We start from the raw sequence: 22,424 nt of genomic DNA on the forward strand, positions 1-22,424 counted from the left end.
CCGGGAACCGCCGTGCGGCCCGTCCCCGTCCCGTCCGGTGACGGTGAACCATGACTGACGGATCGTCAGTCATGGTGCGGGGGTGCGCCGTTCGCCGTGCTGGCGGAAGCCTGCCGGTCGGGCGGCGCGCGTGGCAGGATGCCACGGGACGCGCGCGGGGGCCGCGCGCCAGCCGTGCGCACCAGGGGGGAAGCGACGCATGCCGGGGCCGCTGCGGGAGGACTCGCCGAGACGGATCGGGCCGTACGCGATACGGGCCAGGCTCGGCGCGGGAGGCATGGGCGAGGTCTACCTCGGGGTACGGGACGAGGAGACCGGCGCGTCCGCCCGCGGGACGGACACGCCGGGCGGCGCCGAACCCGTCGCCGTCAAGACCGTCCGCCGCGACGTGGCCGGCGACCCCGGCTTCCGTACCCGCTTCCGCCGCGAGATCACCCTCGCCCGCTCCGTCACCGGCCCCCATCTCGCCCCGCTCCTCGACGGCGACGCCGACGCGGAGGTGCCCTGGCTGGCCACCGGCTATGTGGCGGGCCCGACCCTGTCGGCCGCGGTGCGCCGCTCGGGGGCGCTCGGCGAGGAAGAGGTGCGGATGCTCGGCGCCGGGCTCGCCCGCGCGCTGGCGGCCGTGCACACGGCGGGCGTGGTGCACCGCGATGTGAAGCCGGGCAATGTGATGCTCGCGTCGGACGGCCCGCGGCTCATCGACTTCGGGATCGCCCGGGACACCGGCGCCACGGCGCTCACCACCACCAGCCGCATGGTCGGCAGCCCCGCCTTCATGTCCCCGGAACACGTCGCCGGCGGCGGACGCGTCACGTTCGCGTCCGACATCTTCTGCCTGGCCTCCGTGCTCTGCTACGCCGCCACCGGGCGGGACCCCTTCGGTGACGGGCCCCTGGCCGCGGTGCTCTACCGGATCAAGTACGTCGAGGCCGACCTCGACGGCGTACCGTCCGCCCTGCGCGGTGTCCTCGCGGACTGTCTCGTCGCCGGCCCGGAGGACCGCCCCACCGCCGCCGGACTCGCCGCGCGCCTCGCCCCGGACGCGGCCGTGGGCTGGCCCGGACCGGTGGCGGAGCACATCGCCGAGCACGAACGCGAACTGGCCGCGCTCCGGGCCCTGGACGGCCCCCTGCTTCCGCCGTACACACCGACGCAGGCCGCCACCGGCAGCAGGACGCCCGCCGATCAACTGCCCACCCGGGGACCGGGACTTCCCCGGGACCCGGACCCGGACCCGGGCCCCGACCGGGACCGCGAAGCGGACCCGGACCCCCAGCGGCCCCCGGGCCCGGCCGCCTCCCGGCCCCCGCTGCCCTCCTGGGGCCGGTATGTGCGCGCCGCGGTCATCGCGCTGGTCCTGGCCGGGGCCGCCACCGGCGGGCTGCTGGCGCTGCGCGACGGGGAGCAGGGCGGGAGCGGCGGACCGGAGGGCTCGGGAGGCGGACCCGCCCAGGTGCTCGCCGGGATCGACGCCCAGGGCGGGCCCGACGGCTCCGGCACCGTTCCCTACGGCCGCGAGGTCCGCCCCACCGGCTGGAAGCCGTGGCAGGGCAAGCTCTCCGCCGCCCCGCTGGGCTGCGCGGCGGGCCGCTACGCCGTGGTCTGCCGCCGGACCGACGGCTCGTACGAGGCGCTGTCGGCCGCCGACGGCAGGAAGCTGTGGGACTACGCGGCGGAGGAGGAGGGCAACGCCCCGGGCGCCCGGGTCAGCCCGACCGGACAGTTCTTCATGCCCGGCGGCTCCACGAGGCCGGCCATCCACGGCGACACCGTCTTCCTGGCCACCGGGAACCGGCTGCTCGCGCTTGACTCCCGTACGGGGAAGACCCGTTGGGAGAGCCGGACCGGCGGGGCGTACTGGCTGGACAGCACTCCGCTGGTGGCCGACGGGCTGGTGTTCGCCGACATCGGCGACACCCCGTACGGCGCGCGGGTCGCCGCCTTCGACGTCCGTACCGGCGAGGAGAAGTGGCGCAAGCCCCTCGTCGGCGACGACATCTCCAAGGCGGAGTGGAACGACTACTGGCCGCTGGCCACCGAGGACGGGGTGCTCTACATCCTCGGCCAGCACGGGGTCCGGGCACTGCGGACGAAGGACGGCGAGGAACTGGGCCGGGCCACCGACGAGAACGCCTCACGGTGCCAGGACGCGCTCGTGCGCCCGCCCCTCGTCTACTGCTCGGTCTACACCGACACCAGCGACGAGAAGGGCCTCGCCGTGTACCGGCTCCGGGCGCCCTCGCTCAAGCTGACCGGAGAGGCTCCCCTCACACCCGGACTGGTCACCGCCGCCGGGCTGGTGGCCGTGGACGACGACGTCATGGTCCTCCTGCGCGGCAATGTCTCCTGGGAGGACCAGGAGACCGCGCCGGAGATCGTCGTGGCCCCGCGCGACGGCGGGACCCCGCTCGGCCGCTACCCCCTGGACAAGGACGCCGGGGGCGGCCGGAGCAATCCGGTCTCCACCCCGGTGATCGTCGCGGACACCGTCGTCTGGGCGGACACCACCACGCTCTACAGCGTCCCGCTGAACGGCGCCTCCGCGCCCGGGAAGCTGCGCAGGACCCCGCTCAAGGGCGCACCCGGACCCTCGGTCCCGCCCACGTACGACACGCTCGACTGGGGCGTCCAGTTCGACCAGGAACTGCTGCCGCCGGAGATCCTGCCGGTCGGCGGTGCCGTGTACGTCCTGTACGACCAGGGCACCGTCCTGTCCGTGCCGCTGCCGGGACCGGCCGCGTCATGATCGAACCGCTCGCCCCCGGCGCCCGTACCCGGGTCGGACCGTACCGGCTGCTCGGCCTGCTCGGCGCGGGCGGGATGGGCGAGGTGTTCCTCGCCCGGCCCGGCACGCGGCAGACCGCGCCGGGCGATGATCCGCTCGCCGGGCTCGTCGCGCTGAAGACCGTGCGCGACGGGCTCGACCTCGACGACGGGTTCCGGGTCCGCTTCCGCCGGGAGATCGCGGCGGCCGGAGCGGTCCGCAGCCCGCACTCGGCCGCGCTGGTCGGCGGGGACGCGACCGGTGCGCTGCCCTGGCTCGCCACCGAGTACGTCCCCGGGCCCTCGCTCGCCGAGGCCGTCTTCCGTACCGGGCCGCTGCCCGAACCGGTGGTACGGGCGGTGGGCTCGGGGCTGGCCCGCGCACTGGCCGACATGCACGCGGTACGGGTGCTGCACCGCGACCTGAAGCCCGGCAACGTGCTGCTCGCCGCCGACGGGCCCAAGGTCATCGACTTCGGGATCGCGCAGGCCTTCGAGGCCACGCAGCTGACCCGGACGGGGGTGGTGGTCGGCACCCCCGGCTACATCTCGCCCGAGCACGTCGACGGTTCGCAGGCGCTGGTACCGGCCTCGGACGTGTTCTGCCTGGGTGCCGTGCTCGCGTACGCCGCGTCCGGACGCGGCCCGTACGACGACCCCGACGTGGCCGCCGTCATCTTCCGCATCGCCCATGGGGAGCCCGAACTCGGCGGTGTGCCGGAGCGGTTGCGTCCGGTGATCGAACGCTGCCTGAGCCCCCGGGCCGAGGACCGGCCGACCCCGCAGGAGCTGGCGTGGCTGCTGCGGCCGGGGGAGTACCCGGACCCGTTCCCCTGGCACGACGCGGTGCGCGGGACGTTCGCCGCGTACGCGGAGCAGGCGCGCGAGTGCGCCCGCTCGGCCGCCGCGGAGCCGCCGCCCGCCGCGCCGCCCGCCCCCGCAGCGCCCGTTGCTCCGCCACTCGCGCCACCCGCGCCACCCGCGCCACCCGCGCCGTCCGGTTCCGCGGATTCGGCGCGGCCCCGGCGGCGGATGCTGTGGACCGCGGTGGCCGCCGTCGCCGTGGCGCTGTGCGTGGTGCTCGGCGTCGTACTGCTGCCGGGGCTGCTGGACGGCGGGAAGAAGGGGACCGGAGCCGGTGGCGGCCGGCCCGGGGCGTCCGCCTCCCCGTCCGTCCGGCCGGACTCCGCCACGGTCGTGCCGGGCGCGGACGCGGGGCAGACCGACGACTTCGGGGAGCGGGGCGCCGACCGCGCGGCCCGGCCGGCGGACTGGAAGCCGTGGACGACGCGGAAGGGCACCGGCCAGTACGGCTGTGCGCTGTCCGGGGCCACGCTGGTCTGTTCCGGCGAGCGCGGGGTGACCGCGCTGGAAGCGGCCACCGGTGTCCAGCGGTGGAACGTCCCGGAGAGGGCCCCCGTGGCGGCGGGCACGGCCGGCCGCTCGATCGCGGCGGTCGCCGACGGCATCGTGTACGCCTTCCTGCCCCAGGCGCTGGTCGGTCTGCGCCTCTCCGACGGCAAGGAGGTGTGGCGCAGACCGATGCGGAAGGGGTACCTGGGCACCGGGTCCGTGTACGCGGACGGGGTGGTCCACTATGTCTCGCAGATCCGGGGCGGCTCCACGGGCCGGCTGGTCGCGCAGCAGGTGACGGGCACGGAACGGCCGGAGAAGTGGAGCGTGGAGTACAACGAGTTCCAGTTCACCCTGCTGGCCGCCGAGGGGCGGGTGGTGGCGGTCGGGTCGGACATCGAGGTCTTCGACGCGGACACCGGCGAGCGGCGGCCGGGGGTCGTCCAGGGCGACCTCTCGTGCGGGGAGGCGGTGCTGCGGAAGGCCGAGCTGCTCTGTCCGGGCGAGTCCGGCATCACCGTGATCGACATGGCGGCTCCCGCCCGGCGCAGGACCCTGGCCGCGTCGATGACCAACGTCCACAAACCCGCCGTCTCCCGGGACGGCACGGTCGTGGTCTCCGCGCCGGGGCAGACGCGTGCGTTCAGGCTCTCCGACGGCAAGGAACTCTGGCGGTACGTCTCCGACCTGGCCCTCGCGGGCCGTACGTCGGTCTCGGGCGGCACCGCCCTCGTCACCGACGGGGAGGTGGTGGACGGCTTCGAGCTGGCCGGCAGCGGCAGCATCGAGACGGCGGAGCGCAAGATCCTGAACGGCCCGCTCGGCGACGGCTCCCGCCTGATCGCCTCCGGGGACGTGCTGTATCTGTCCTTCGACAACGACGGGACGGTCCTGTCCGGCTTCACGCCCTGAACCCCGGCGGTCCGGGGTCCGGGGCGTGCCGGGCGTCCGCTCAGCGGTCGTCGCGGTCGTCGCGGTCCTCGTGGTCGTCCCGGTCGTCCCCGCGGTCGTCGTCGTCCCGGTCCACCGTGACCGTGCCGTTCCTCGCGTCGACGTGCAGCTCGTGGTGGTGGCCGTCCTCGCCGGTGATGTCGATGTCCCAGCGCGGGACACCGCCGCCGCGGCCGTCGTCATCGTCGTCGTGGTCCAGTTCGACGGAGGTCACACTGCCGGGCGCGGTCCTCAGCGCGGACTGGACCGCGGAGTTCAGCGAGACGGAGGCCGACCGGGGCGCGTGCCGGTCGCGGTCGTCGTTGTCGTCGTCGCGGTCGGTGCGCACCGTGCCGTTGCGGGCGTCGACGGTCACGTCGTGCCAGACCTTGTCGGCGCCGAACACATCCAGCTCCCACACGTCGCGGCCGTCGTCATCGTCGTCGTCCAGCTCGGCCCCGGTCACCGTGCCGGGCACGCTCCTCAGCGCGGCGGCGATCGCCCCGTCGAGGGAGACCCGGCCGTCGCCCCGCGGCGCGGCCTGGGCGTCGTCCCCGCCGGTGGTGATCGTCTTCGGAGCCGTACCGCCGCTCGTGCTCGCGCTCCCGTTGCCGCGGTCGTCGTCGTCCGCGAAGGCCATGGTGGCGGCCGCTCCGCCGCCGATGAGCACGGCCGCGGTGACGGCGGCGATGGTGATGTTGCGCTTCATGAGGTTCCTCCCCGAGGGATGGCCGGTTCGACGTGACCCACACTGCCGGGGCGATGCTGAACGCAGCCTGAAGCCACCTGAAGCCGTCTTCAGCTCCGGTTTGCGACCCTGTGCACATGCGCCTGTTGATCGTGGAGGACGAGAAGCGACTCGCGGTGTCCCTGGCCAAGGGGCTGACCGCCGAGGGCTTCGCCGTGGATGTCGTGCACGACGGCCTCGAAGGCCTGCACCGGGCGGCCGAGGGTGTGTACGACCTCGTCGTCCTGGACATCATGCTGCCGGGCATGAACGGCTACCGGGTCTGCGCCGCCCTGCGCGCCGCGGGCCACGATGTGCCGATCCTGATGCTCACGGCGAAGGACGGGGAGTACGACGAGGCGGAGGGGCTGGACACCGGCGCCGACGACTACCTGACCAAGCCGTTCAGCTATGTCGTGCTGGTCGCCCGGGTCCGCGCGCTGCTGCGCCGCCGGGGCACCGGCAGCGCCTCGCCCGTGCTGACCGTCGGCACCCTGCGGATGGACACCGCCGCCCGGCGGGTGCACCGGGGGCAGGACGAGATCGCGCTGACCGCCAAGGAGTTCGCCGTACTGGAGCAGCTGGCGCTGCGGGCGGGCCAGGTGGTGAGCAAGGCGGACATCCTGGAGCACGTCTGGGACTTCGCCTACGACGGCGACCCCAACATCGTCGAGGTCTACATCAGCGCCCTGCGGCGCAAGCTCGGCGCCGCGTCCATCCGTACGGTGCGCGGCGCCGGCTACCGGCTGGAGGCGCTGTGAGATCCGTACGGGCCAGGGCCGCGCTCGGCGCCACCCTGGTCGTCGCCCTCGCGCTGATCGGCGCCGGGCTCGCCGTCCTCATGGTGCTGCGCGCCAACCTGACCGACCAGGCGGGCCTCCAGGCGGAGGTGGCCGCCCGTGAGGTGGCCGGGCAGCTCGCCCTCGACACGGCGTACGACGCGCTGGACCTGGAGGACGAGGAGGACCACCCGGTCCAGGTGACCGACGAGGACGGCCGGGTGGTGGCCGTCTCCCCGGACCTGGGGGCGATCTCGGGTACGGGCACCGACGCCGTCCGCCCGGCCCCCTCGGCCCCGGCCGGCACCTCCGGCGATGACGACGACGATGACGGGGACGGGGACGGGGACGACGACGGCGGCCACCCGGCCCGCGGCGAGGTGTCCTCCGACGACCCCGACTTCAGCAATGGCACCGCCACCGTCGACGGCCACGCCGCCGACTACCGCTTCGCGGCCGTCGAGGCGACCACCTCCGCCGGGGTGACCCTGACCGTGCACGCGGGCGCCCCGCTCGCGACCGAACAGGAGGCCGTGGGCACCGTGCGCGGCGCCATGCTGACGGGGCTGCCCGTGCTGCTGGTCGTCGTCGCCGGGGTGACCTGGCTGGTGACCCGCAGGGCGCTGCGGCCGGTCGAGGGCATCCGCCGGGAGCTGGCCGCGATCACCGCGTCGGAGGACCTCGGCCGCCGGGTGCCGGAGCCCGACTCCCGCGACGAGATCGCCCGGCTGGCCCGGACGACCAACGAGACCCTGACCGTGCTGGAGGCGTCGGTGGACCGTCAGCGGCGCTTCGTCGCGGACGCCTCGCACGAGCTGCGCAGCCCGATCGCCTCGCTGCGCACCCAGCTGGAGGTGGGCGCCGCCCACCCGGAGCTGCTGGATGTGCCGGGCGCGGTCGCGGACACCGTACGGCTTCAGGTCCTGGCGGCCGATCTGCTGCTGCTGGCCCGGCTGGACGCGGGGGAGAAGCCGGGGCGCACACCGCTGGACCTGGGCGCACTGGTGCGCGAGGAGGTCTCCCAGCGCGTCGGCGACCGGATCCCGGTGACGGTCTCGGTGCCGGAGGAGGGCGCGTACGGGGTGAACGGTTCGCGCGGTCAGCTGGCGCGGGTGATCGGCAACCTGCTGGACAACGCCGAACGCCACGCGGAGGGGCTGGTCGCGGTCTCGGTGAGCGGTGCCGGCACGGGTGCCGGTGCCGGGGTGAGCGTCGAGGTGCGTGACGACGGGGCGGGTGTCCCGGAGGACGAGCGGGAGCGGATCTTCGAGCGGTTCGTCCGTCTCGACGACGCCCGCAGCAGGGACGACGGCGGGGCCGGTCTCGGCCTCGCCATCGCCCGGGACGTCGCGGCCCGCCACGGCGGAACGCTGACGGTGTGCCGGGCGGCGGAGGGCGGCGCGCTCTTCCGGCTGTGGCTGCCCGCCGCCGGGCCGTGACGAGGCTCCGCGGTGGGGCCGCCCGCGACGGGCCCGTGATGGGGTCCCGTGGTGGGCTCGTGATGAGGCTCCGTGGCGGACGGCGCCGTGCGCCGTCCCGCCCGACCGCCGTGCCCCGCCCGGGTGCTACGCCTTTCCGCGCCGTCCGCGCAGATGCTCCGCGACCGGTGCCAGCGCCGCGTGGAGGTCCGCCAGGGCCTCGGGGGACAGCAGGTCCATGAAGTGCTTGCGCACCGAGGCGACATGGTGCGGCGCGACCTTCTGCATGGTCTCGGCGCCGAGCGCGGTCAGTACGGCGTACAGCCCGCGGCGGTCCGACTCGCAGTTCGTGCGGCGGACCAGCCCCGCGGTCTCCATGCGGGTGATCTGGTGCGAGAGCCGGCTCTTGGACTGCAGCGTGGCCGCGGCGAGATCACTCATCCGCATGCGCTGGTCCTCCGACTCGGAGAGGTTGACCAGGATCTCGTAGTCGTTGTTGGTCAGGCCGAACGGCTGGAGGTCCTTCTCCAGCTGATGCATCAGCAGCCTGCTGACGTCCAGGTGGGTGCGCCAGGCGCACTGCTCCGCGTCGTTCAGCCAGCGCGTGGCCGTCTCGGTCTCCATATATGGATTCTACCTAAGAAGTTGAAAGCCGGACGAAAATAAGGGATGTGATGCCCGGCACCGCCGGGAATCAGGGCCGGGACCGTACCCGGAGGCCGTGCCCGAGGGCCGGTCGCAGACGTTCGACGTCACACTCCGCAGACTACCGCTCACAAACCGAAGCGCCGCTGGAGGTCCCCCAGCTGGCCGGGCAGACGGGGGGTGGAGCCGGGTTGACCGGAGCCACCCGGACCACCGGGCACGCCCGCCTGCTGCGGAGTCGCCCCCACGGCCCGTTCGGGCATCAGCACCTCGGTCGACTGGAGCAGTACCGTGCCCGCCCCGACGAACTCGAACTGGTGCTCCTCGCCCGACGCGCCGCCGATTCCGGTGAGTGACCGCAGCCCGCCCATGATCCCCGACATATAGCCGTGGTCGTAGTGGTGGCAGGGCGAGGGGCAGTCGGCCCAGCCCACCAGCGCCTGCGGATCGACCCGCAGCGGCGGCTCCATGAAGACCACCGGGCCGTTGGACGCCGCCACGAACTTCCCCGTACCGATCAGGGTCACGAAGCCCGGCACGATCGACTGCTTCAGCGCCAGCGTCGGCTGGTAGGCCAGCAGATTGCCGGAGCGGATCGTCAGGTTGCCGTTCTCCAGGTCGAAGGAGTTCACATCGAAGGCCCGGTCCGCGAGCAGCATCTTCCCGCTGCCCTCGGCCACCACCCAGTCGCTCGCGTGCAGGGGGGAGTGGAAGCTCGTACGGACCAGCCGCTCGAAGCGGCCGTGTCCGATCCCGTTGAACTCGATCCGCCCGTAATAGGCGATCATCTTTCCCTTCTGGAGGAACCACTGGCTCCCTTTGAGTTCCACACAGAAGGTGTACGCGTTGACGTTGTCGTCCGACGGCAGCGTCATCGGGTCGAGGACCACGGGCGTGCTCACAGCTTCTCCTCCGACGCCTGGACGTACACCGCACCACTGCCGCTGAGCTCCAGCTGGAACGCCTCGCCGGAGCCGCGCCCCACCATGTCGCGCCAGCCGAGCGCGGTGGAGAGCTTGTTCGTCACGCTCCCGTGGTGGGCGACGTAGGCCTGCGGATCCACGTGCACCTCCCGGCCCGGCACGATCGGCAGCTCGATCACCCCGCCGTGCGCCATCACCGCGACCGCGCCGTGTCCCTTCAGCGTGGTGGTGAACAGCCCCTGCCCGGTGACCTGGCCGCGCACCATGCCCATCACCCCGCCCTGCGAACCCATGAACATCGTGCCCTGGTCGAGGGTGCCGTCGAAGGCGAGCAGCCGGTCGGCCTCCACGTACAGCGTGTCCCCCTCCAGGTTGATCACCTGGATGTGATGGCCGCCGTGACCGAACATCACGGTGCCGCTGCCCTCGACCGTCATCAGCGGGGTCGCCTCGCCCGCCACCCGACGGCCGATCATCGAGGAGATCCCGCCGCGGCCGCCCTGGATGTTCGGGGTGAACGACACCTCGCCCCGGTAGGCGAGCATCGCGCCCCGCTGGCTGTACAGCTTCCGGCCGGGAACCACCGTGGCCTCGACCATCTTCGAGTTGATCTCACGGAACGGCATCAGACATCACCCCCGACCGTGTTCCGCTCGCTCGGCTGCACGTACACGAGCCCGTCGCCCTCGAAGCGGATCTGGAACGCCTCGCCGGACCCCTCGCCCATCAGCGTGCGGAAGTTCACCCCGGACTGGAAGTGCTGCTGGAGGCTGCCCTGGTGGGCGATGTAGGCGCCCGGGTCGACCATGAGCGGGTACTGCGGTGTCACCCGCAGCAGGACGGCCGAGCCGTCCGACACGATCGCCGCCTGGCCGGTGCCCTCCACCGTGGTGGTGAACAGTCCGTTGCCGCTCGCCCCGCCGCGCAGCCCGGTGAAGGTGGTCCCGGTGCGCAGCCCGGCGTCGGCGGCGAGCAGATTGCTCGCCTCGACGTACAGCTTGTCGCCGTGCAGCGAGACCAGGTTGATCTCGCTCGCCCGGTCGGCGAAGTAGCAGGTGCCCTGCCCCTTCACCTCCATCACGGTCATCTGCTCGCCGGTCAGCCGCCGGGTCACCATGCCGCGGACGCCCTCGCCGCCGCCGGACATCTTCTTGAACGCCATCCGGCCGTCGTACGCGACCATCGAGCCGTTCTTCGCCTTGACGGCATCGCCCGTCAGATCGACGGCGAGCGTCTTGCTCCCCTGGAGCCGGAACATTGCCACGGTCCGACGGTAGCCGCAGGGGTGGCGGACGGACCAGTGCCCCGGGTCCCGAACCGCCCCCGACAGGCCCTGGACGGAGCCTGATGCGCGGCGAGGGGTGATCCGGACGCGCGGCGGGAGGTGACCTGGCACACGGACCGGCCCCCGGGGCCGGGAGCGCGGGGCGGCGATGCCACAATGGGCAACGCTTGTGCCTGCGTTCACAAGCCGTCACGACCCTCCCACCGAAGGTGCCCCCGTGGACATCAAGACCGCTACCGCCCTGCACCGGCTGCGCCTCATCTCGATTCCCGAGGCGCTGTCCTTCCCGGCCCTGATCCTCTTCGGCTCGATCCTCAGCCGCGTCTCGGACATCGACTTCCTGATGATGCCGCTCGGCATCCTGCACGGTGTGCTCTTCGTGATCTACGCCGTGCTGCTGCTCGACGTATGGGCCAAGACCAAGTGGCCGCTGAAGCGCGTCGCCCTGTTCTTCGTGCTGTCGCTGCTCCCCTTCGGCGGGCTCTACGGGGACAAGCTCCTCAAGCGGTACGAGGCCGACGGCGCCATCGCGGCCCGCGCCCGCCGCGAAGGGGTGGTCAGCGCGTGATCGTCGCCTTCTCGGTCTCCCCGCTGGGCGTCGGCGAGGACGTCGGCGAGTACGTCGCCGACGCCGTACGGGTCGTCCGCGAGTCCGGACTGCCCAACCGCACGGACGCCATGTTCACCTCCATCGAGGGCGAGTGGGACGAGGTCATGGACGTCGTCAAGCGCGCCGTCGCCGCCGTCGAGGCCCGCGCGGGGCGCGTCTCCCTGGTGCTGAAGGCCGACATCCGCCCGGGTGTCACCGACGGTCTGACCTCCAAGGTGGAGACGGTCGAGCGCTATCTGGCGCCCTGACGCCCGCCCCGGAGCAGCGCTCCGCGTCCACCCGAGAAGCCCCCGGCGCCACACGGCCGGGGGCTTTCGCGCGTCACTCGGTCACCGGCACGCCCCCCCCCGCGAGCCGCTCACCCGCTCACTGACCCCCGCTCAGGGCGACGCCGCCAGCGCGATCCCGAGCGGGGTGCGCTCGTAGAGCACCTGATGCCCGTACCGCCGTGAGACCAGCAGCCCCGCCCCGCGCAGCACCGACAGATGCGCCGATACGGAGGAGGGGGCCAGGGCGAGGCGGTGGGCCAGCGCGGTCGTCCCGGCCGGCTCGTCCAGCGCGCACAGCACCTCGGCCCGCGCGCGGCCGAGCAGCCGGGTGAGGGAGTCGGGCGTCCGGTCACCGGCCTCGCTCCACAGCCCGCCGATCCCGCGCGCCGGATAGATCACCGCCGGCAGCCAGGGCTCCTCGTACCCCCCGACCACCTCCGGCCAGACGAAGGCGCTCGGCATCAGGACGAGTCCCTGCCCGCCGAGGACCCGGGAGTGGTTCCCCCGGGTCCCGACGATGGTGAGGGTGGACTTCGTCCACCGCAGCTGCGGACTCAACTCGCCCAGCAGCCGCTCGAAGCCGACCTCCGCCAGACGCCGCGAGTGGTAGGCGATATCGGCCTCCAGCAGGGCGCGCAGCCGCGGCCAGTGCGGCTCGACCAGGGTGCGCCACGCCCGCTCCAGCAGATCGGCCAGCTCCCGCACGGTCCGCGCGGGATCGGCCAGCATCCGCTGTCCGGCGGCCGAGGCCGGGCCGCCGGGCCGGTCCGCCAGCGCCAGCGCCATGTCCGCCCGCGCGACCTCCGGGTCGACCGACCGGACCCCGGCGATCTCCTCCTCGAACGTGGCGAGGGGGCCGAGCGGGGGCGGGCAGATGAAGTCCGGGTTGTGACCGCCGTCCGGCATGAGCTGCCAGAGCGGCGAGAGGTCCAGTGCCGCGGCCTCGTCGCGGATCCGCCGCAGCCAGGGCAGGTGGTAGCCGTGGCGGTAGGCGCGGTCCAGGGTGCGCACGGCCTCCTGGGTCTCCCACAGCGGCGAGAGCGCGAAGCGGCAGCGCCCCAGATCCGCCTCGTCGAAGTGCAGGTGGAAGGGCATACCGGGCCTCGCGAAGATTCGGTGTCAGCCGAAAGTCTACCGGCGGTCGCCGCCGCCGGGACAGGCTCGCCCCATGCCGAGCGATACCGACACCCCGGCGGGCACACCCCGCGACCAGTCCGCCCCCGAGGTACCGCCCCCGGCTACGCCCCCGGAGCGCGCCGCCCACCCCGACCCGGGCCCCGCGGCGCCGCTCCGGGAGGCCCCCGGCCCGGTCCCCGCCGCCACCGGCTGCACAAACACCAGCTGCACAAACACCGGCCCCACGGACACCGGCCCCACGGACACCGGCCCCACCGACGCCAGCCGCACGGACACCGGCCCCACCGCCCCCGCACCCGGACGCGGCTACCGGTCCGTGTTCGCCGTGCGGGAGTTCCGGGCCGTCTTCGCCGCCCACCTCCTCTCGCTCCTCGGCGTCACGGTCAGCGAACTGGCCCTCACCGTCCTCGTCTACAGCCTCACCGGCTCGCCCCTGCTCAGCGCCCTCACCTTCGCGCTCGGCTTTCTCCCGTACCTCGTGGGCGGCACCCTCTTCGCCGGGGTCGCCGACCGCTACCCGGCCCGCCGAGTCCTCGTCACCTGTGACCTGATCTGCGCCGCCTGCGTCGCCGTGATGGTCCTGCCCGGCACCCCCGTGGCGGGACTGCTGGCCCTGCGCTGCCTGGTCGCCGCGGTGGCGCCCGTCTTCACCGGGACCCGGATGGCCGCCCTCACCGACGTCCTCGGCGACGGGGACCTCTTCGTGCTGGGCCGCTCGCTGCTGCGGATCGTCTCGCAGAGCGCGGCCCTCGTCGGCTTCGGCGCGGGCGGGCTCCTGCTCGCCGTGGTGTCCCCGCGCGGGGCGATCACGATCACCGTCGGTACGTTCCTCTGCTCGGCGCTGCTGCTCCGCCTCGGCACCCGCGCCCGCCCCGCCCGCAGCGGCGGGGGCGGCGCGCTGCTCAAGGAGTCGCTGGCCGGGGCCCGTACCGTGCTCGGCGACCGCAGGATCCGGGCGCTGATGCTGCTCTTCTGGGTGCCCGCCCTCTTCGTCGTCGCCCCGGAGGCCCTCGCCGCCCCGTACGCGGACGCGATCGGCGCGGGGCCGGCCGCCCTCGGGCTGATGATGTGCGCGATGGCGGTCGGACACATCGGGGCCGAGCTGTACGCGGGCACCGCGCTCGGCCCCCGTACCCGGTCCAGGATCGTGCTGCCGGTCGCCGCGGCCGGGCTGCTCCCGCTGCTCGTGTACGCGGTCCGCCCCGGCATGCCCCTGACCGTGGTGGCCCTCGCGCTGGCCGGGGCGGGCTCGGCGTACATCATCGGGCTCGACCAGTGGTTCGTCGACGCCGTCCCGCCGGAACTGCGCGGCCGGGCCATGACCCTGCTCACCGCCGGGCTGATGACGGGCCAGGGCGTCGGCATGGCGCTGGCCGGGCTGGCAGCCGAGTTCTTCCCCGTGCACCAGGTGGTGACCGGGGCCGGGGTCATCGGGACCGTGTGCACGCTCCTGCTGGTCGCCGAGGTCCGCGGCACAGCCCCCGCGGCGGACCCCGGTACCGAAGTGCGAGACACTGCTGACCGGCATATGACCAGTCGGTAAGGTCGGTGCCGTGCCGAAGCCGCTCAGCCTTCCCTTCGATCCCATCGCCCGTGCCGAAGAGCTCTGGCACCAACGCTGGGGACCCATGCCCGCGATGGGGGCGATCACCTCGATCATGCGGGCCCAGCAGATCCTGCTCGCCGAGGTCGACGCGGTCGTCAAGCCGTACGGGCTGACCTTCGCCCGGTACGAGGCGCTGGTGCTGCTCACCTTCTCCAAGGCGGGCGAACTGCCGATGTCCAAGATCGGCGAGCGGCTGATGGTGCACCCCACCTCCGTGACCAACACCGTCGACCGGCTGGTGAGGTCCGGGCTGGTCGGCAAGCGCCCCAACCCGAACGACGGGCGGGGCACCCTCGCCTCCATCACCGCCAAGGGCCGTGAGGTGGTCGAGAAGGCCACCCGGGACCTGGTGGCGATGGACTTCGGACTCGGGGCCTACGACTCCGAGGAGTGCGCCGAGATCTTCGCCATGCTGCGCCCCCTGCGGGTGGCCGCGCACGATTTCGAGGAGCACTAGTCCACGCGCGCCGCGGGACGGGGCGCTGCAAGATCGCCCCGGCGGTCCGGCTACGCTCGATGCCATGAAACGCAGCGTGCTGACCCGCTATCGGGTGATGGCATACGTCACCGCCGTCATGTTGTTGATCCTCTGCCTGTGCATGGTCTTCAAGTACGGATTCGACACCGGTGAGGGCGTCACCCTCGTGGTCTCGCAGATCCATGGCGTGCTCTACATCATCTACCTGATCTTCGCCTTCGATCTCGGCTCCAAGGCGAAGTGGCCGGTCGGGAAACTGCTCTGGGTGCTGATCTCCGGCACGATCCCGACGGCGGCGTTCTTCGTGGAACGCAACGTCGTCCGCGAGGTCGAGCCGCTGATCACGGACAGCTCCCCGGTGACCGCGAAGGCCTGACCGGCGCCCGTCACCGGCGCCTGACCGCGCCACCCGCACCACCCCGAACCGCCCCGCGCGAAAGCGCCGGGCGGTTTGCCATCGACATTTACTAGGACGTCCTAGTAAATTCGAGGTATGGACGCTGACGCGATCGAGGAAGGCCGCCGCCGCTGGCAGGCCCGTTACGACAAGGCCCGCAAGCGCGACGCGGACTTCACCACGCTGTCCGGGGACCCGGTGGAGCCCGTGTACGGGCCCCGCCCCGGTGACACGTACGAGGGATTCGAGCGGATCGGCTGGCCCGGCGAGTACCCCTTCACCCGGGGGCTCCACCCCACCGGCTACCGGGGCCGTACCTGGACCATCCGCCAGTTCGCCGGCTTCGGCAACGCCGAGCAGACCAATGAGCGCTACAAGACGATCCTGGCCAACGGCGGCGGCGGACTCAGCGTCGCCTTCGACATGCCGACGCTCATGGGCCGCGACTCCGACGACCCCCGCGCGCTCGGCGAGGTCGGGCACTGCGGCGTCGCCATCGACTCCGCCGCCGACATGGAGGTCCTCTTCAAGGACATCCCGCTCGGCGATGTCACCACCTCGATGACGATCAGCGGCCCCGCCGTCCCCGTCTTCTGCATGTACCTGGTCGCCGCCGAGCGCCAGGGTGTCGACCCGGGTGTGCTCAACGGCACGCTCCAGACCGACATCTTCAAGGAGTACATCGCGCAGAAGGAGTGGCTCTTCCAGCCCGAGCCCCATCTGCGCCTCATCGGCGACCTGATGGAGCACTGCGCCCGCGACATCCCCGCCTACAAGCCGCTCTCCGTCTCCGGCTACCACATCCGCGAGGCCGGGGCGACGGCCGCGCAGGAGCTGGCGTACACCCTGGCCGACGGCTTCGGATACGTGGAGCTCGGCCTCTCGCGCGGGCTCGACGTCGACACCTTCGCCCCCGGGCTCTCCTTCTTCTTCGACGCGCACCTCGACTTCTTCGAGGAGATCGCCAAGTTCCGTGCCGCGCGCCGGATCTGGGCCCGCTGGATGAAGGAGACGTACGGCGCCAAGACCGACAAGGCGCAGTGGCTGCGCTTCCACACCCAGACCGCCGGGGTCTCCCTCACCGCCCAGCAGCCGTACAACAACGTGGTGCGTACCGCCGTCGAGGCGCTCTCCGCCGTCCTCGGCGGCACCAACTCGCTGCACACCAACGCCCTCGACGAGACCCTCGCCCTCCCCTCCGAGCAGGCGGCCGAGATCGCCCTGCGCACCCAGCAGGTGCTGATGGAGGAGACCGGCGTCGCCAATGTCGCCGACCCGCTGGGCGGTTCCTGGTACGTCGAGCAGCTCACCGACCGGATCGAGGCCGACGCCGAGAAGATCTTCGACCAGATCAAGGAGCGCGGCACCCGGGCCCACCCGGACGGCCGGCACCCGATCGGGCCGATCACCTCCGGCATCCTGCGCGGCATCGAGGACGGCTGGTTCACCGGGGAGATCGCCGAGTCCGCCTTCCAGTACCAGCAGTCGCTGGAGAAGGGCGACAAGCGGGTCGTCGGCGTCAACGTCCACCACGGCTCGGTCACCGGCGACCTGGAGATCCTCCGTGTCAGCCACGAGGTCGAGCGCGAGCAGGTGCGCCAGCTCGGCGGACGCAAGGGAGCCCGCGACGACGCGAAGGTGGGCGCCGCGCTGGACGCGATGCTGGCCGCCGCCCGCGACGGCTCGAACATGATCGCGCCCATGCTGGACGCCGTACGGGCCGAGGCGACGCTCGGGGAGATCTGCGGGGTCCTGCGCGAGGAGTGGGGAACCTACACGGAGCCGCCGGGCTTCTGAGGCCGCCTGCGGCCGTACGGGGGCGGGGCCGGGTCGTCCGGTTCCGCCCCCGTACGCGTCACCGGGCCCGGCCGGCCGCTAACAGGTCTGGGCCCCGGCCAGTCCCAGCAGCAGCAGAGAGGTGAAGCTGTCCGCCCACTCGGCGTCCACCGGTTCGGCGCTCACCAGCGTCCGGTGCACCACGGCGCCCGCGATCACGTCGAAGATGAGGTCCGCGTTACGGGCGGCGGAGGCGGCGTCGTTCTCGTACCTCAGCTCGCCGCGGGCCTGGGCCCGTTCCCGCCCGAGGATCACGAGCCGCTTCTGCCGGTCGACGATCGCCGATCTGATGCGCTCGCGCAGCAGCTCGTCCCGGGTGGACTCGGCGACCACCGCCATCAGCGCGGTCCTGGTCTCGGGCCGCTCCAGCAGCGCCGCGAACTGGAGCACCACGCCCCGCACATCGGCCGCGAGGCTGCCCCGGTCGGGGAGTTCCAGTTCGTCGAAGAGGACCGCCACCGCGTCCACGACCAGTTCGTTCTTGCCCGCCCAGCGCCGGTAGAGAGTCGTCTTGGCGACCCCCGCACGGCTCGCCACATCACCCATCGTCAGTTTCGACCAGCCGAGGTCGACCAGGGACTCCCGTGTCGCCTCAAGGATCGCGGCGTCGGCCGCGGTACTGCGCGGGCGTCCTGTTCGTGGGGGTTCGGGGTCGCCGTGGCTCAGCATGCGGCGACCATACCGGTGAGTAGGGAAAGGGGCCGGGCCCGGTACCCGTGAGACAGATCACCGGTACCTCCTGTCCGGGAGGGGCACCTGACAGTTACGCTACGGGTCGTAGCGTAAGGAAGGCGGTCCCGCCGTCCGCGCGCCACGAACGAGCGACAGCCACAGGCGCCGGGTGGGGACCCGGCCGCCGCACCGGGCCTTTCAGGGGCCCACCGGGTCTTCAGGGACCCACCGGGCCCGACAAGGCCCGACCGGGGTCTTCTCTGGGCCCCGGGCACCGCGTCCGTCCGCCCGCCCCGCACTCCGGCCGGGGCGGCCGAGCGGACCGGTTCACGTATCGCTTTCCGGAACGGTGTGCTCAGGGGGGAGGATGTACGTATGCAGCCTAGGAACATGTCCATGAGCGGCGTCGTCGACCTCGCCGCTGTCAAGGCGGCCGGCGAGGCCAAGGTGAAGGCGGAGCAGGCCCGCGCGGAGGCCGCCCGCAAGGGAGGCACCGGCGCGGTGGCGCCCGCGGCCCTGGTGATCGATGTCGATGAGGCCGGCTTCGAGCGCGATGTCCTCCAGCGTTCGGCCGAGGTCCCGGTCGTCATCGACTTCTGGGCCGAGTGGTGCGAGCCGTGCAAGCAGCTGGGTCCGCTCCTGGAGCGCCTGGCCGTCGAGTACAACGGCCGCTTCCTGCTGGCCAAGGTCGACGTCGACGCCAACCAGATGCTGATGCAGCAGTTCGGAATCCAGGGCATCCCCGCGGTCTTCGCCGTGGTCGCCGGGCAGGCCCTCCCGCTCTTCCAGGGCGCGGCCCCCGAGGCCCAGATCCGCGAGACGCTTGACCAGCTGATCCAGGTCGGCGAGGAGCGGTTCGGCCTCACCGGGATCCCCGTCGACCCGAACGCCGCCGAGGCCGGCGAGGGGGAGCCGGCCGAGGCGCCCGTCGGGCCGTACGACGCACTGCTGGAGGCCGCCGCGCAGGCGCTGGACGCCAATGACTTCGGCGGCGCGGTCCAGGCGTACAAGAACGTCCTCGTCGACGACCCGGGCAACCCGGAGGCCAAGCTCGGCCTCGCGCAGGCCGAACTGCTGGCCCGCGTCCAGAACATGGACCCGCAGCAGGTGCGCAAGGACGCCGCGGACGACCCGTCCGACGTGGCGGCCCAGATCGCCGCCGCGGACCTGGATCTGGTCGGCGGCCATGTGGAGGACGCCTTCGGCCGACTCGTCGAGGCGGTCCGCCGGAACACCGGTGACGACCGGGACGCGGCGCGGGTGCGGCTGCTGGAGCTCTTCGAGGTGATCGGCCCCGAGGACCCGCGGGTCAGCACCGCACGGACCGCGCTGGCGCGGGTCTTGTTCTGATGTGACAACACGGCCGCGGTACCCGACGGGTACCGCGGCCTTTTTCGCTCCCGGACGATAAGAGACGCCTCCGCTTTACCAAATCTTGATAAAAGTACGTGCTGTTACTCGCAGTAAATCGGACTCAGTGTTCTGTCCGGTTCAGTACCCGATTCCCACCATTCATTCGCCCCTTTCGTGACACCCTGTGTGGCCGCGCGATGGCCATGGGTCGCGCCTCGGTTATCGGGCCGTTACTAGCGAGTAACGAACCCCCTTGTGCCCCGGGCGCGAATGCACCACGATCGGCCACGCTCGGTCCAATACCTGCGTCCCGGTCTCCAGCCGGTGCCGGAGGGCCTGTTGGGTCCCCACCGGGTCGGCCGGCGGCTGTGACGCCGGCCGCGGACAGGGGGGTTCCTGCTGACGGCAGGGCCTGTCCGACCGGTCGCGCAGAACGCGCGGCCAGTGGTTGTCGCTCGGGGGTGATCGCCGGTGAATCGGATGCGGTACGCGCCTCCGGTGCGGGCGCTCTCCTTCCCGAGGACGTAGCACTTCTCCCATCCCAGGACGGGCACGATGCTCATCCGGAGATGTACGTCCGAGAAGGAGGAAATTTATGAGTTCCCAGGTTCGTGGTGGGACGAGATGGAAGCGTTTCGCTCTGGTCATGGTGCCGAGCGTCGTCGCGACCGCGGCTGTGGGTGTCGGTCTCGCGCAGGGCGCGCTCGCCGCGTCGTTCAGCGTGTCCGGCCAGAGCTTCAAGGTCAGTACGGACAGGCTCGTCGGTGAGAACTTCGTCCAGTACGGCAGCGTCGCTGTCGGCAAGGACCTTGAGGGCAAGGCGGCGGCTCACCCCGTCGCGGTGTCGGGCTTCAGCAAGGCCACGATCACCAACATGTGCCAGTCGGTGGTCACGCCGAACCTGCCCTTCGGTCTCGGCAGCGTCAGCCTGGAGCTGAACGCCGGTACGAACCCGAAGAAGCCGGTCAAGGCGACCAACCTGTATCTCGACATCTCGCAGCTCGACGCGGACGCGTACTTCGAGAAGATCGACATCGGGGTGGCGGCGGGTTCGCTCAAGGACCCGAACAACCCGGAGAGCATCGGCATCCAGCCCGGTACTCAGGCCAACCTCAACGGCTTCTCGCAGCGGGCCGACAAGGCTGTCCTGACCGGTGTCGAGCAGACGGCCTGGGCGACCACGGCCGGCACCTTCAAGCTCAGCAACCTGAGCCTGAAGCTGCACAAGGGCGTCAAGGAGTGCTTCTAGCACTCGCCCGGGTGGCCGGAACGCTCCCTGCGGGCCTCCGGCCGCCCACCCTTTCTCTTCTCACAGCAGTACCGGTTCCAGGGAGCTGTTTTCCATGAGCCCCGAGTCCACAGGGCAGAACGAGCACTACCTCACCGTCTTCCGGCGGGGATTCCGTACCTGGCGGGGTAACCGGCCGTTCTGGGCGGGTCTGTTCACCATGGTGGGCGGTGTACCCATCGCCTACTTCCCGTACGCCAACATGCACCTCGGCAATATGACGCTGGCCATGTCCACCACCGCCGGCGCCGGATCCCTCATCATCGGGATCCTGCTGATCACGCTGGGCATGACGATGTGGTTCCACCACATCGTCCGGGTGTTCGCCGGCGTCGCCGCGATCCTGCTGGCGCTGATCTCCATACCGGTCGCCAACATCGGCGGATTCCTGATCGGTTTCCTCTTCTCCCTGCTGGGCGGAGCGCTGTCCATCTCCTGGGCTCCGGGCGAGCCGGCGAAGGACGGGGCCGAAGACGGCGAGGACGCCGCCGCGAGTGGGGCGTTCGAGGCGCGGCGGCAGGAGGAAGCCTTCCACGGCGCGGCCGTTCCCCAGCAGCAGGGCGGGTACGACACATCGGCCGAGGCCGATGGCGGGAGGCATCATGCGGGGTGACGACGGACAGCGGATCGACTCCGCCACGGGCGAGGAACTCCGCGAGCGAAGAGGACCGCGTCACGCGGCCCCCAAGAAGTCGCTGCTGACCAAGCTGCACATGCCCAGCGGCAAGAAGGCGTTCGCGCTCGCCGCGATGCCCACGGCGGTCTTCGTCGGCATGGGCCTGACGCCCAAGCTGGCACTGGCCGACGACCACACGGACATCCCGTTCGCCCCCGGCCCGTGCGTGACCCGGTCCGACGAGCCGAGCGAGTCCGAGTCGCCGAAGGCCACACCGTCGCCGTCGGCCACGGACGAGGCGGGCAAGGGCGAGGCGGGCAAGGGCGAGGAGCCGGGCGGGGACGGCACCACGTCGCCGAAGCCCTCGGCCGGTTCCCCGACGGGCGCGAGTCCGGCGGGCGACACGGCGAAGGAGAAGTCCGCCGCGACCGCCACCCCGGCACCGACGCCCACCACGTCGAAGAACCCGCTCGACCCGCTCGGTGTCGGCGACGCCCTCCGGGACCTCTTCGACGGCCCGGACGAGGAGACGGCGAGCCCGTCCCCGAGCGCCACCACCGCGGCCCCGAAGCCGTCGGAGTCCGCCACCGGAGAACCCGCCGACCAGGCCGGGGACCAGGTGAAGGACGGGGCGAAGGGCACGGCCGACAGGACCGCGGACGCCATCCGCGACGCGGCGGACCGGGCGGGCAAGGACGTCGAGGAACTCGACGAGGACGTCAAGGGACTCGACCCCAAGAAGGACGAGGACATTCCGGACGGCGCCAAGCCGCGCTTCCCGTGTCCCACCGCCGACCCCGACGCGCTCGCCGCGGCCGACCTGGAGCAGGGCCTGCCGCTGCTCCCGACCGACCCGTGGATCCTGGAATCGTCGCTCCTCACACTCAACGGCCTCGACTACAAGGGCATCGTCGAGGTGCGGAAGGCGGACGGCAGCATCAAGAAGGTGCTGAAGTTCACCGCGAGCTCGATCGACATCAAGGACCTCCACCAGCTGACGACCGGCCCGGTGCCCGGCACCACGGGCCATGTGAAGTCACGTCCGGGGTCCACGTCGACGATCCGCGACGGCACGGTGACGATGTACACGGAGGAGCTGAAGGGCAATCTCTTCGGCCTCATCCCGATCACCTTCAACCCGCAGACCCCGCCGCCGCTGAACGTGCCCTTCGCCTTCTTCACCAAGGTGAAGGTGGTCCAGGCCGGCCAGTTCGGCGGCTCGCTCACGGTGCCGGGGCTGGAGAACTTCTACACCGGCGGCAACGGCTGACCGCTCTTCGGCCCGTACGGGAGCCGTACGACGGCTGTGGCCCGCACCCCTGGACGACGGGGTGCG

Annotated in this window: 21 protein-coding genes; 14 read left to right on the plus strand and 7 right to left on the minus strand. The window is 72.2% G+C overall.

Annotated features, from left to right (window positions below; genetic code table 11):
- Positions 1-199 precede the first annotated feature (199 nt).
- Entirely contained in the window at positions 200-2,749 is a 2,550-nt protein-coding gene (locus ABT170_RS03235) for a protein kinase domain-containing protein (RefSeq protein WP_351863682.1), read from the plus strand.
- A complete protein-coding gene (locus ABT170_RS03240) occupies positions 2,746-5,031 on the plus strand; it encodes a serine/threonine-protein kinase (RefSeq protein WP_351863684.1) in 2,286 nt (761 codons plus the stop codon). Before ABT170_RS03235 ends, ABT170_RS03240 begins: the two co-directional genes overlap by 4 nt.
- Before the next feature lie 40 nt (positions 5,032-5,071).
- On the opposite strand, the gene ABT170_RS03245 is transcribed toward ABT170_RS03240, so the two are convergent.
- Entirely contained in the window at positions 5,072-5,758 is a 687-nt protein-coding gene (locus tag ABT170_RS03245; RefSeq protein WP_351863686.1) for a PepSY domain-containing protein, read from the minus strand.
- Positions 5,759-5,874: 116 nt separating this feature from the next.
- Here ABT170_RS03245 and ABT170_RS03250 point away from each other — a divergent pair, with 116 nt between their 5' ends.
- Positions 5,875-6,537: a response regulator transcription factor gene (locus ABT170_RS03250; RefSeq protein ID WP_351863687.1), complete on the plus strand. Its 663-nt coding sequence runs from the start codon at positions 5,875-5,877 to the stop codon at positions 6,535-6,537.
- Positions 6,534-7,994 (plus strand): sensor histidine kinase, encoded by a 1,461-nt coding sequence (locus ABT170_RS03255; protein WP_351863689.1) that lies wholly within the window; start codon positions 6,534-6,536, stop codon positions 7,992-7,994. The genes ABT170_RS03250 and ABT170_RS03255 overlap by 4 nt, the downstream gene beginning before the upstream one ends.
- 126 nt (positions 7,995-8,120) lie before the next feature.
- Here ABT170_RS03255 and ABT170_RS03260 read toward each other — a convergent pair whose 3' ends face one another.
- The 4 genes from ABT170_RS03260 to ABT170_RS03275 form a co-directional block, all read right to left on the minus strand.
- A complete protein-coding gene (locus ABT170_RS03260; RefSeq protein WP_266923942.1) occupies positions 8,121-8,597 on the minus strand; it encodes a MarR family winged helix-turn-helix transcriptional regulator in 477 nt (158 codons plus the stop codon).
- A gap of 149 nt (positions 8,598-8,746) precedes the next feature.
- Positions 8,747-9,520: an AIM24 family protein gene (locus ABT170_RS03265; RefSeq protein WP_329945987.1), complete on the minus strand. Its 774-nt coding sequence runs from the start codon at positions 9,518-9,520 to the stop codon at positions 8,747-8,749.
- Positions 9,517-10,167 carry an AIM24 family protein gene (locus tag ABT170_RS03270; protein WP_329945986.1) on the minus strand — a complete coding sequence of 217 codons (651 nt, stop codon included), beginning with the start codon at positions 10,165-10,167 and terminating at the stop codon, positions 9,517-9,519. Before ABT170_RS03270 ends, ABT170_RS03265 begins: the two co-directional genes overlap by 4 nt.
- The gene (locus ABT170_RS03275; protein WP_329946068.1) at positions 10,167-10,799 is read right to left on the minus strand and encodes an AIM24 family protein; all 633 of its coding nucleotides are present in this window, start codon (positions 10,797-10,799) and stop codon (positions 10,167-10,169) included. Before ABT170_RS03275 ends, ABT170_RS03270 begins: the two co-directional genes overlap by 1 nt.
- 244 nt (positions 10,800-11,043) lie before the next feature.
- Between ABT170_RS03275 and ABT170_RS03280 the strand changes: the two genes are divergently transcribed.
- Both ABT170_RS03280 and ABT170_RS03285 read left to right on the plus strand, forming a co-directional pair.
- Positions 11,044-11,394, plus strand: coding sequence for a DUF3817 domain-containing protein (locus ABT170_RS03280; RefSeq protein WP_266923948.1), 351 nt, complete (start codon positions 11,044-11,046; stop codon positions 11,392-11,394).
- Complete coding sequence (locus ABT170_RS03285; protein WP_015611413.1) at positions 11,391-11,684, plus strand: MTH1187 family thiamine-binding protein; 294 nt, start codon at positions 11,391-11,393, stop codon at positions 11,682-11,684. The genes ABT170_RS03280 and ABT170_RS03285 overlap by 4 nt, the downstream gene beginning before the upstream one ends.
- A gap of 132 nt (positions 11,685-11,816) precedes the next feature.
- On the opposite strand, the gene ABT170_RS03290 is transcribed toward ABT170_RS03285, so the two are convergent.
- Entirely contained in the window at positions 11,817-12,800 is a 984-nt protein-coding gene (locus tag ABT170_RS03290) for an ArsR/SmtB family transcription factor (protein ID WP_329945985.1), read from the minus strand.
- 73 nt (positions 12,801-12,873) lie between these two features.
- Here ABT170_RS03290 and ABT170_RS03295 point away from each other — a divergent pair, with 73 nt between their 5' ends.
- The 4 genes from ABT170_RS03295 to icmA all read left to right on the plus strand — a co-directional run bounded on the left by ABT170_RS03295 (position 12,874) and on the right by icmA (position 17,120).
- Positions 12,874-14,385 (plus strand): MFS transporter, encoded by a 1,512-nt coding sequence (locus tag ABT170_RS03295; protein WP_351863693.1) that lies wholly within the window; start codon positions 12,874-12,876, stop codon positions 14,383-14,385.
- Between the two features lie 10 nt (positions 14,386-14,395).
- Entirely contained in the window at positions 14,396-14,905 is a 510-nt protein-coding gene (locus tag ABT170_RS03300) for a MarR family winged helix-turn-helix transcriptional regulator (RefSeq protein ID WP_329945983.1), read from the plus strand.
- A gap of 64 nt (positions 14,906-14,969) precedes the next feature.
- A complete protein-coding gene (locus tag ABT170_RS03305) occupies positions 14,970-15,302 on the plus strand; it encodes a DUF3817 domain-containing protein (protein WP_266923954.1) in 333 nt (110 codons plus the stop codon).
- A gap of 117 nt (positions 15,303-15,419) precedes the next feature.
- Positions 15,420-17,120, plus strand: a complete 1,701-nt coding sequence (gene icmA / locus ABT170_RS03310; RefSeq protein WP_329945982.1) for a coenzyme B12-dependent isobutyryl-CoA mutase large subunit — start codon at positions 15,420-15,422, stop codon at positions 17,118-17,120.
- A gap of 78 nt (positions 17,121-17,198) precedes the next feature.
- Here icmA and ABT170_RS03315 read toward each other — a convergent pair whose 3' ends face one another.
- Complete coding sequence (locus ABT170_RS03315; protein ID WP_329945981.1) at positions 17,199-17,828, minus strand: TetR/AcrR family transcriptional regulator; 630 nt, start codon at positions 17,826-17,828, stop codon at positions 17,199-17,201.
- 378 nt (positions 17,829-18,206) lie between these two features.
- On the opposite strand from ABT170_RS03315, the gene ABT170_RS03320 reads away from it, so the two are divergent.
- From ABT170_RS03320 to ABT170_RS03335, 4 genes are all read left to right on the plus strand, one after another.
- On the plus strand, positions 18,207-19,181 hold the full coding sequence (locus tag ABT170_RS03320) for a tetratricopeptide repeat protein (RefSeq protein WP_329945980.1): 975 nt from the start codon (positions 18,207-18,209) through the stop codon (positions 19,179-19,181).
- Positions 19,182-19,779: 598 nt separating this feature from the next.
- Complete coding sequence (locus ABT170_RS03325) at positions 19,780-20,433, plus strand: DUF6230 family protein (protein ID WP_329945979.1); 654 nt, start codon at positions 19,780-19,782, stop codon at positions 20,431-20,433.
- 94 nt (positions 20,434-20,527) lie between these two features.
- The gene (locus tag ABT170_RS03330; protein ID WP_329945978.1) at positions 20,528-21,085 is read left to right on the plus strand and encodes a DUF6114 domain-containing protein; all 558 of its coding nucleotides are present in this window, start codon (positions 20,528-20,530) and stop codon (positions 21,083-21,085) included.
- Entirely contained in the window at positions 21,075-22,358 is a 1,284-nt protein-coding gene (locus ABT170_RS03335) for a prolipoprotein diacylglyceryl transferase (RefSeq protein WP_351863698.1), read from the plus strand. The genes ABT170_RS03330 and ABT170_RS03335 overlap by 11 nt, the downstream gene beginning before the upstream one ends.
- Positions 22,359-22,424 lie beyond the last annotated feature (66 nt).

This window comes from Streptomyces sp. NPDC001787 (assembly GCF_040297465.1).
Taxonomy (GTDB): Bacteria; Actinomycetota; Actinomycetes; order Streptomycetales; family Streptomycetaceae; genus Streptomyces.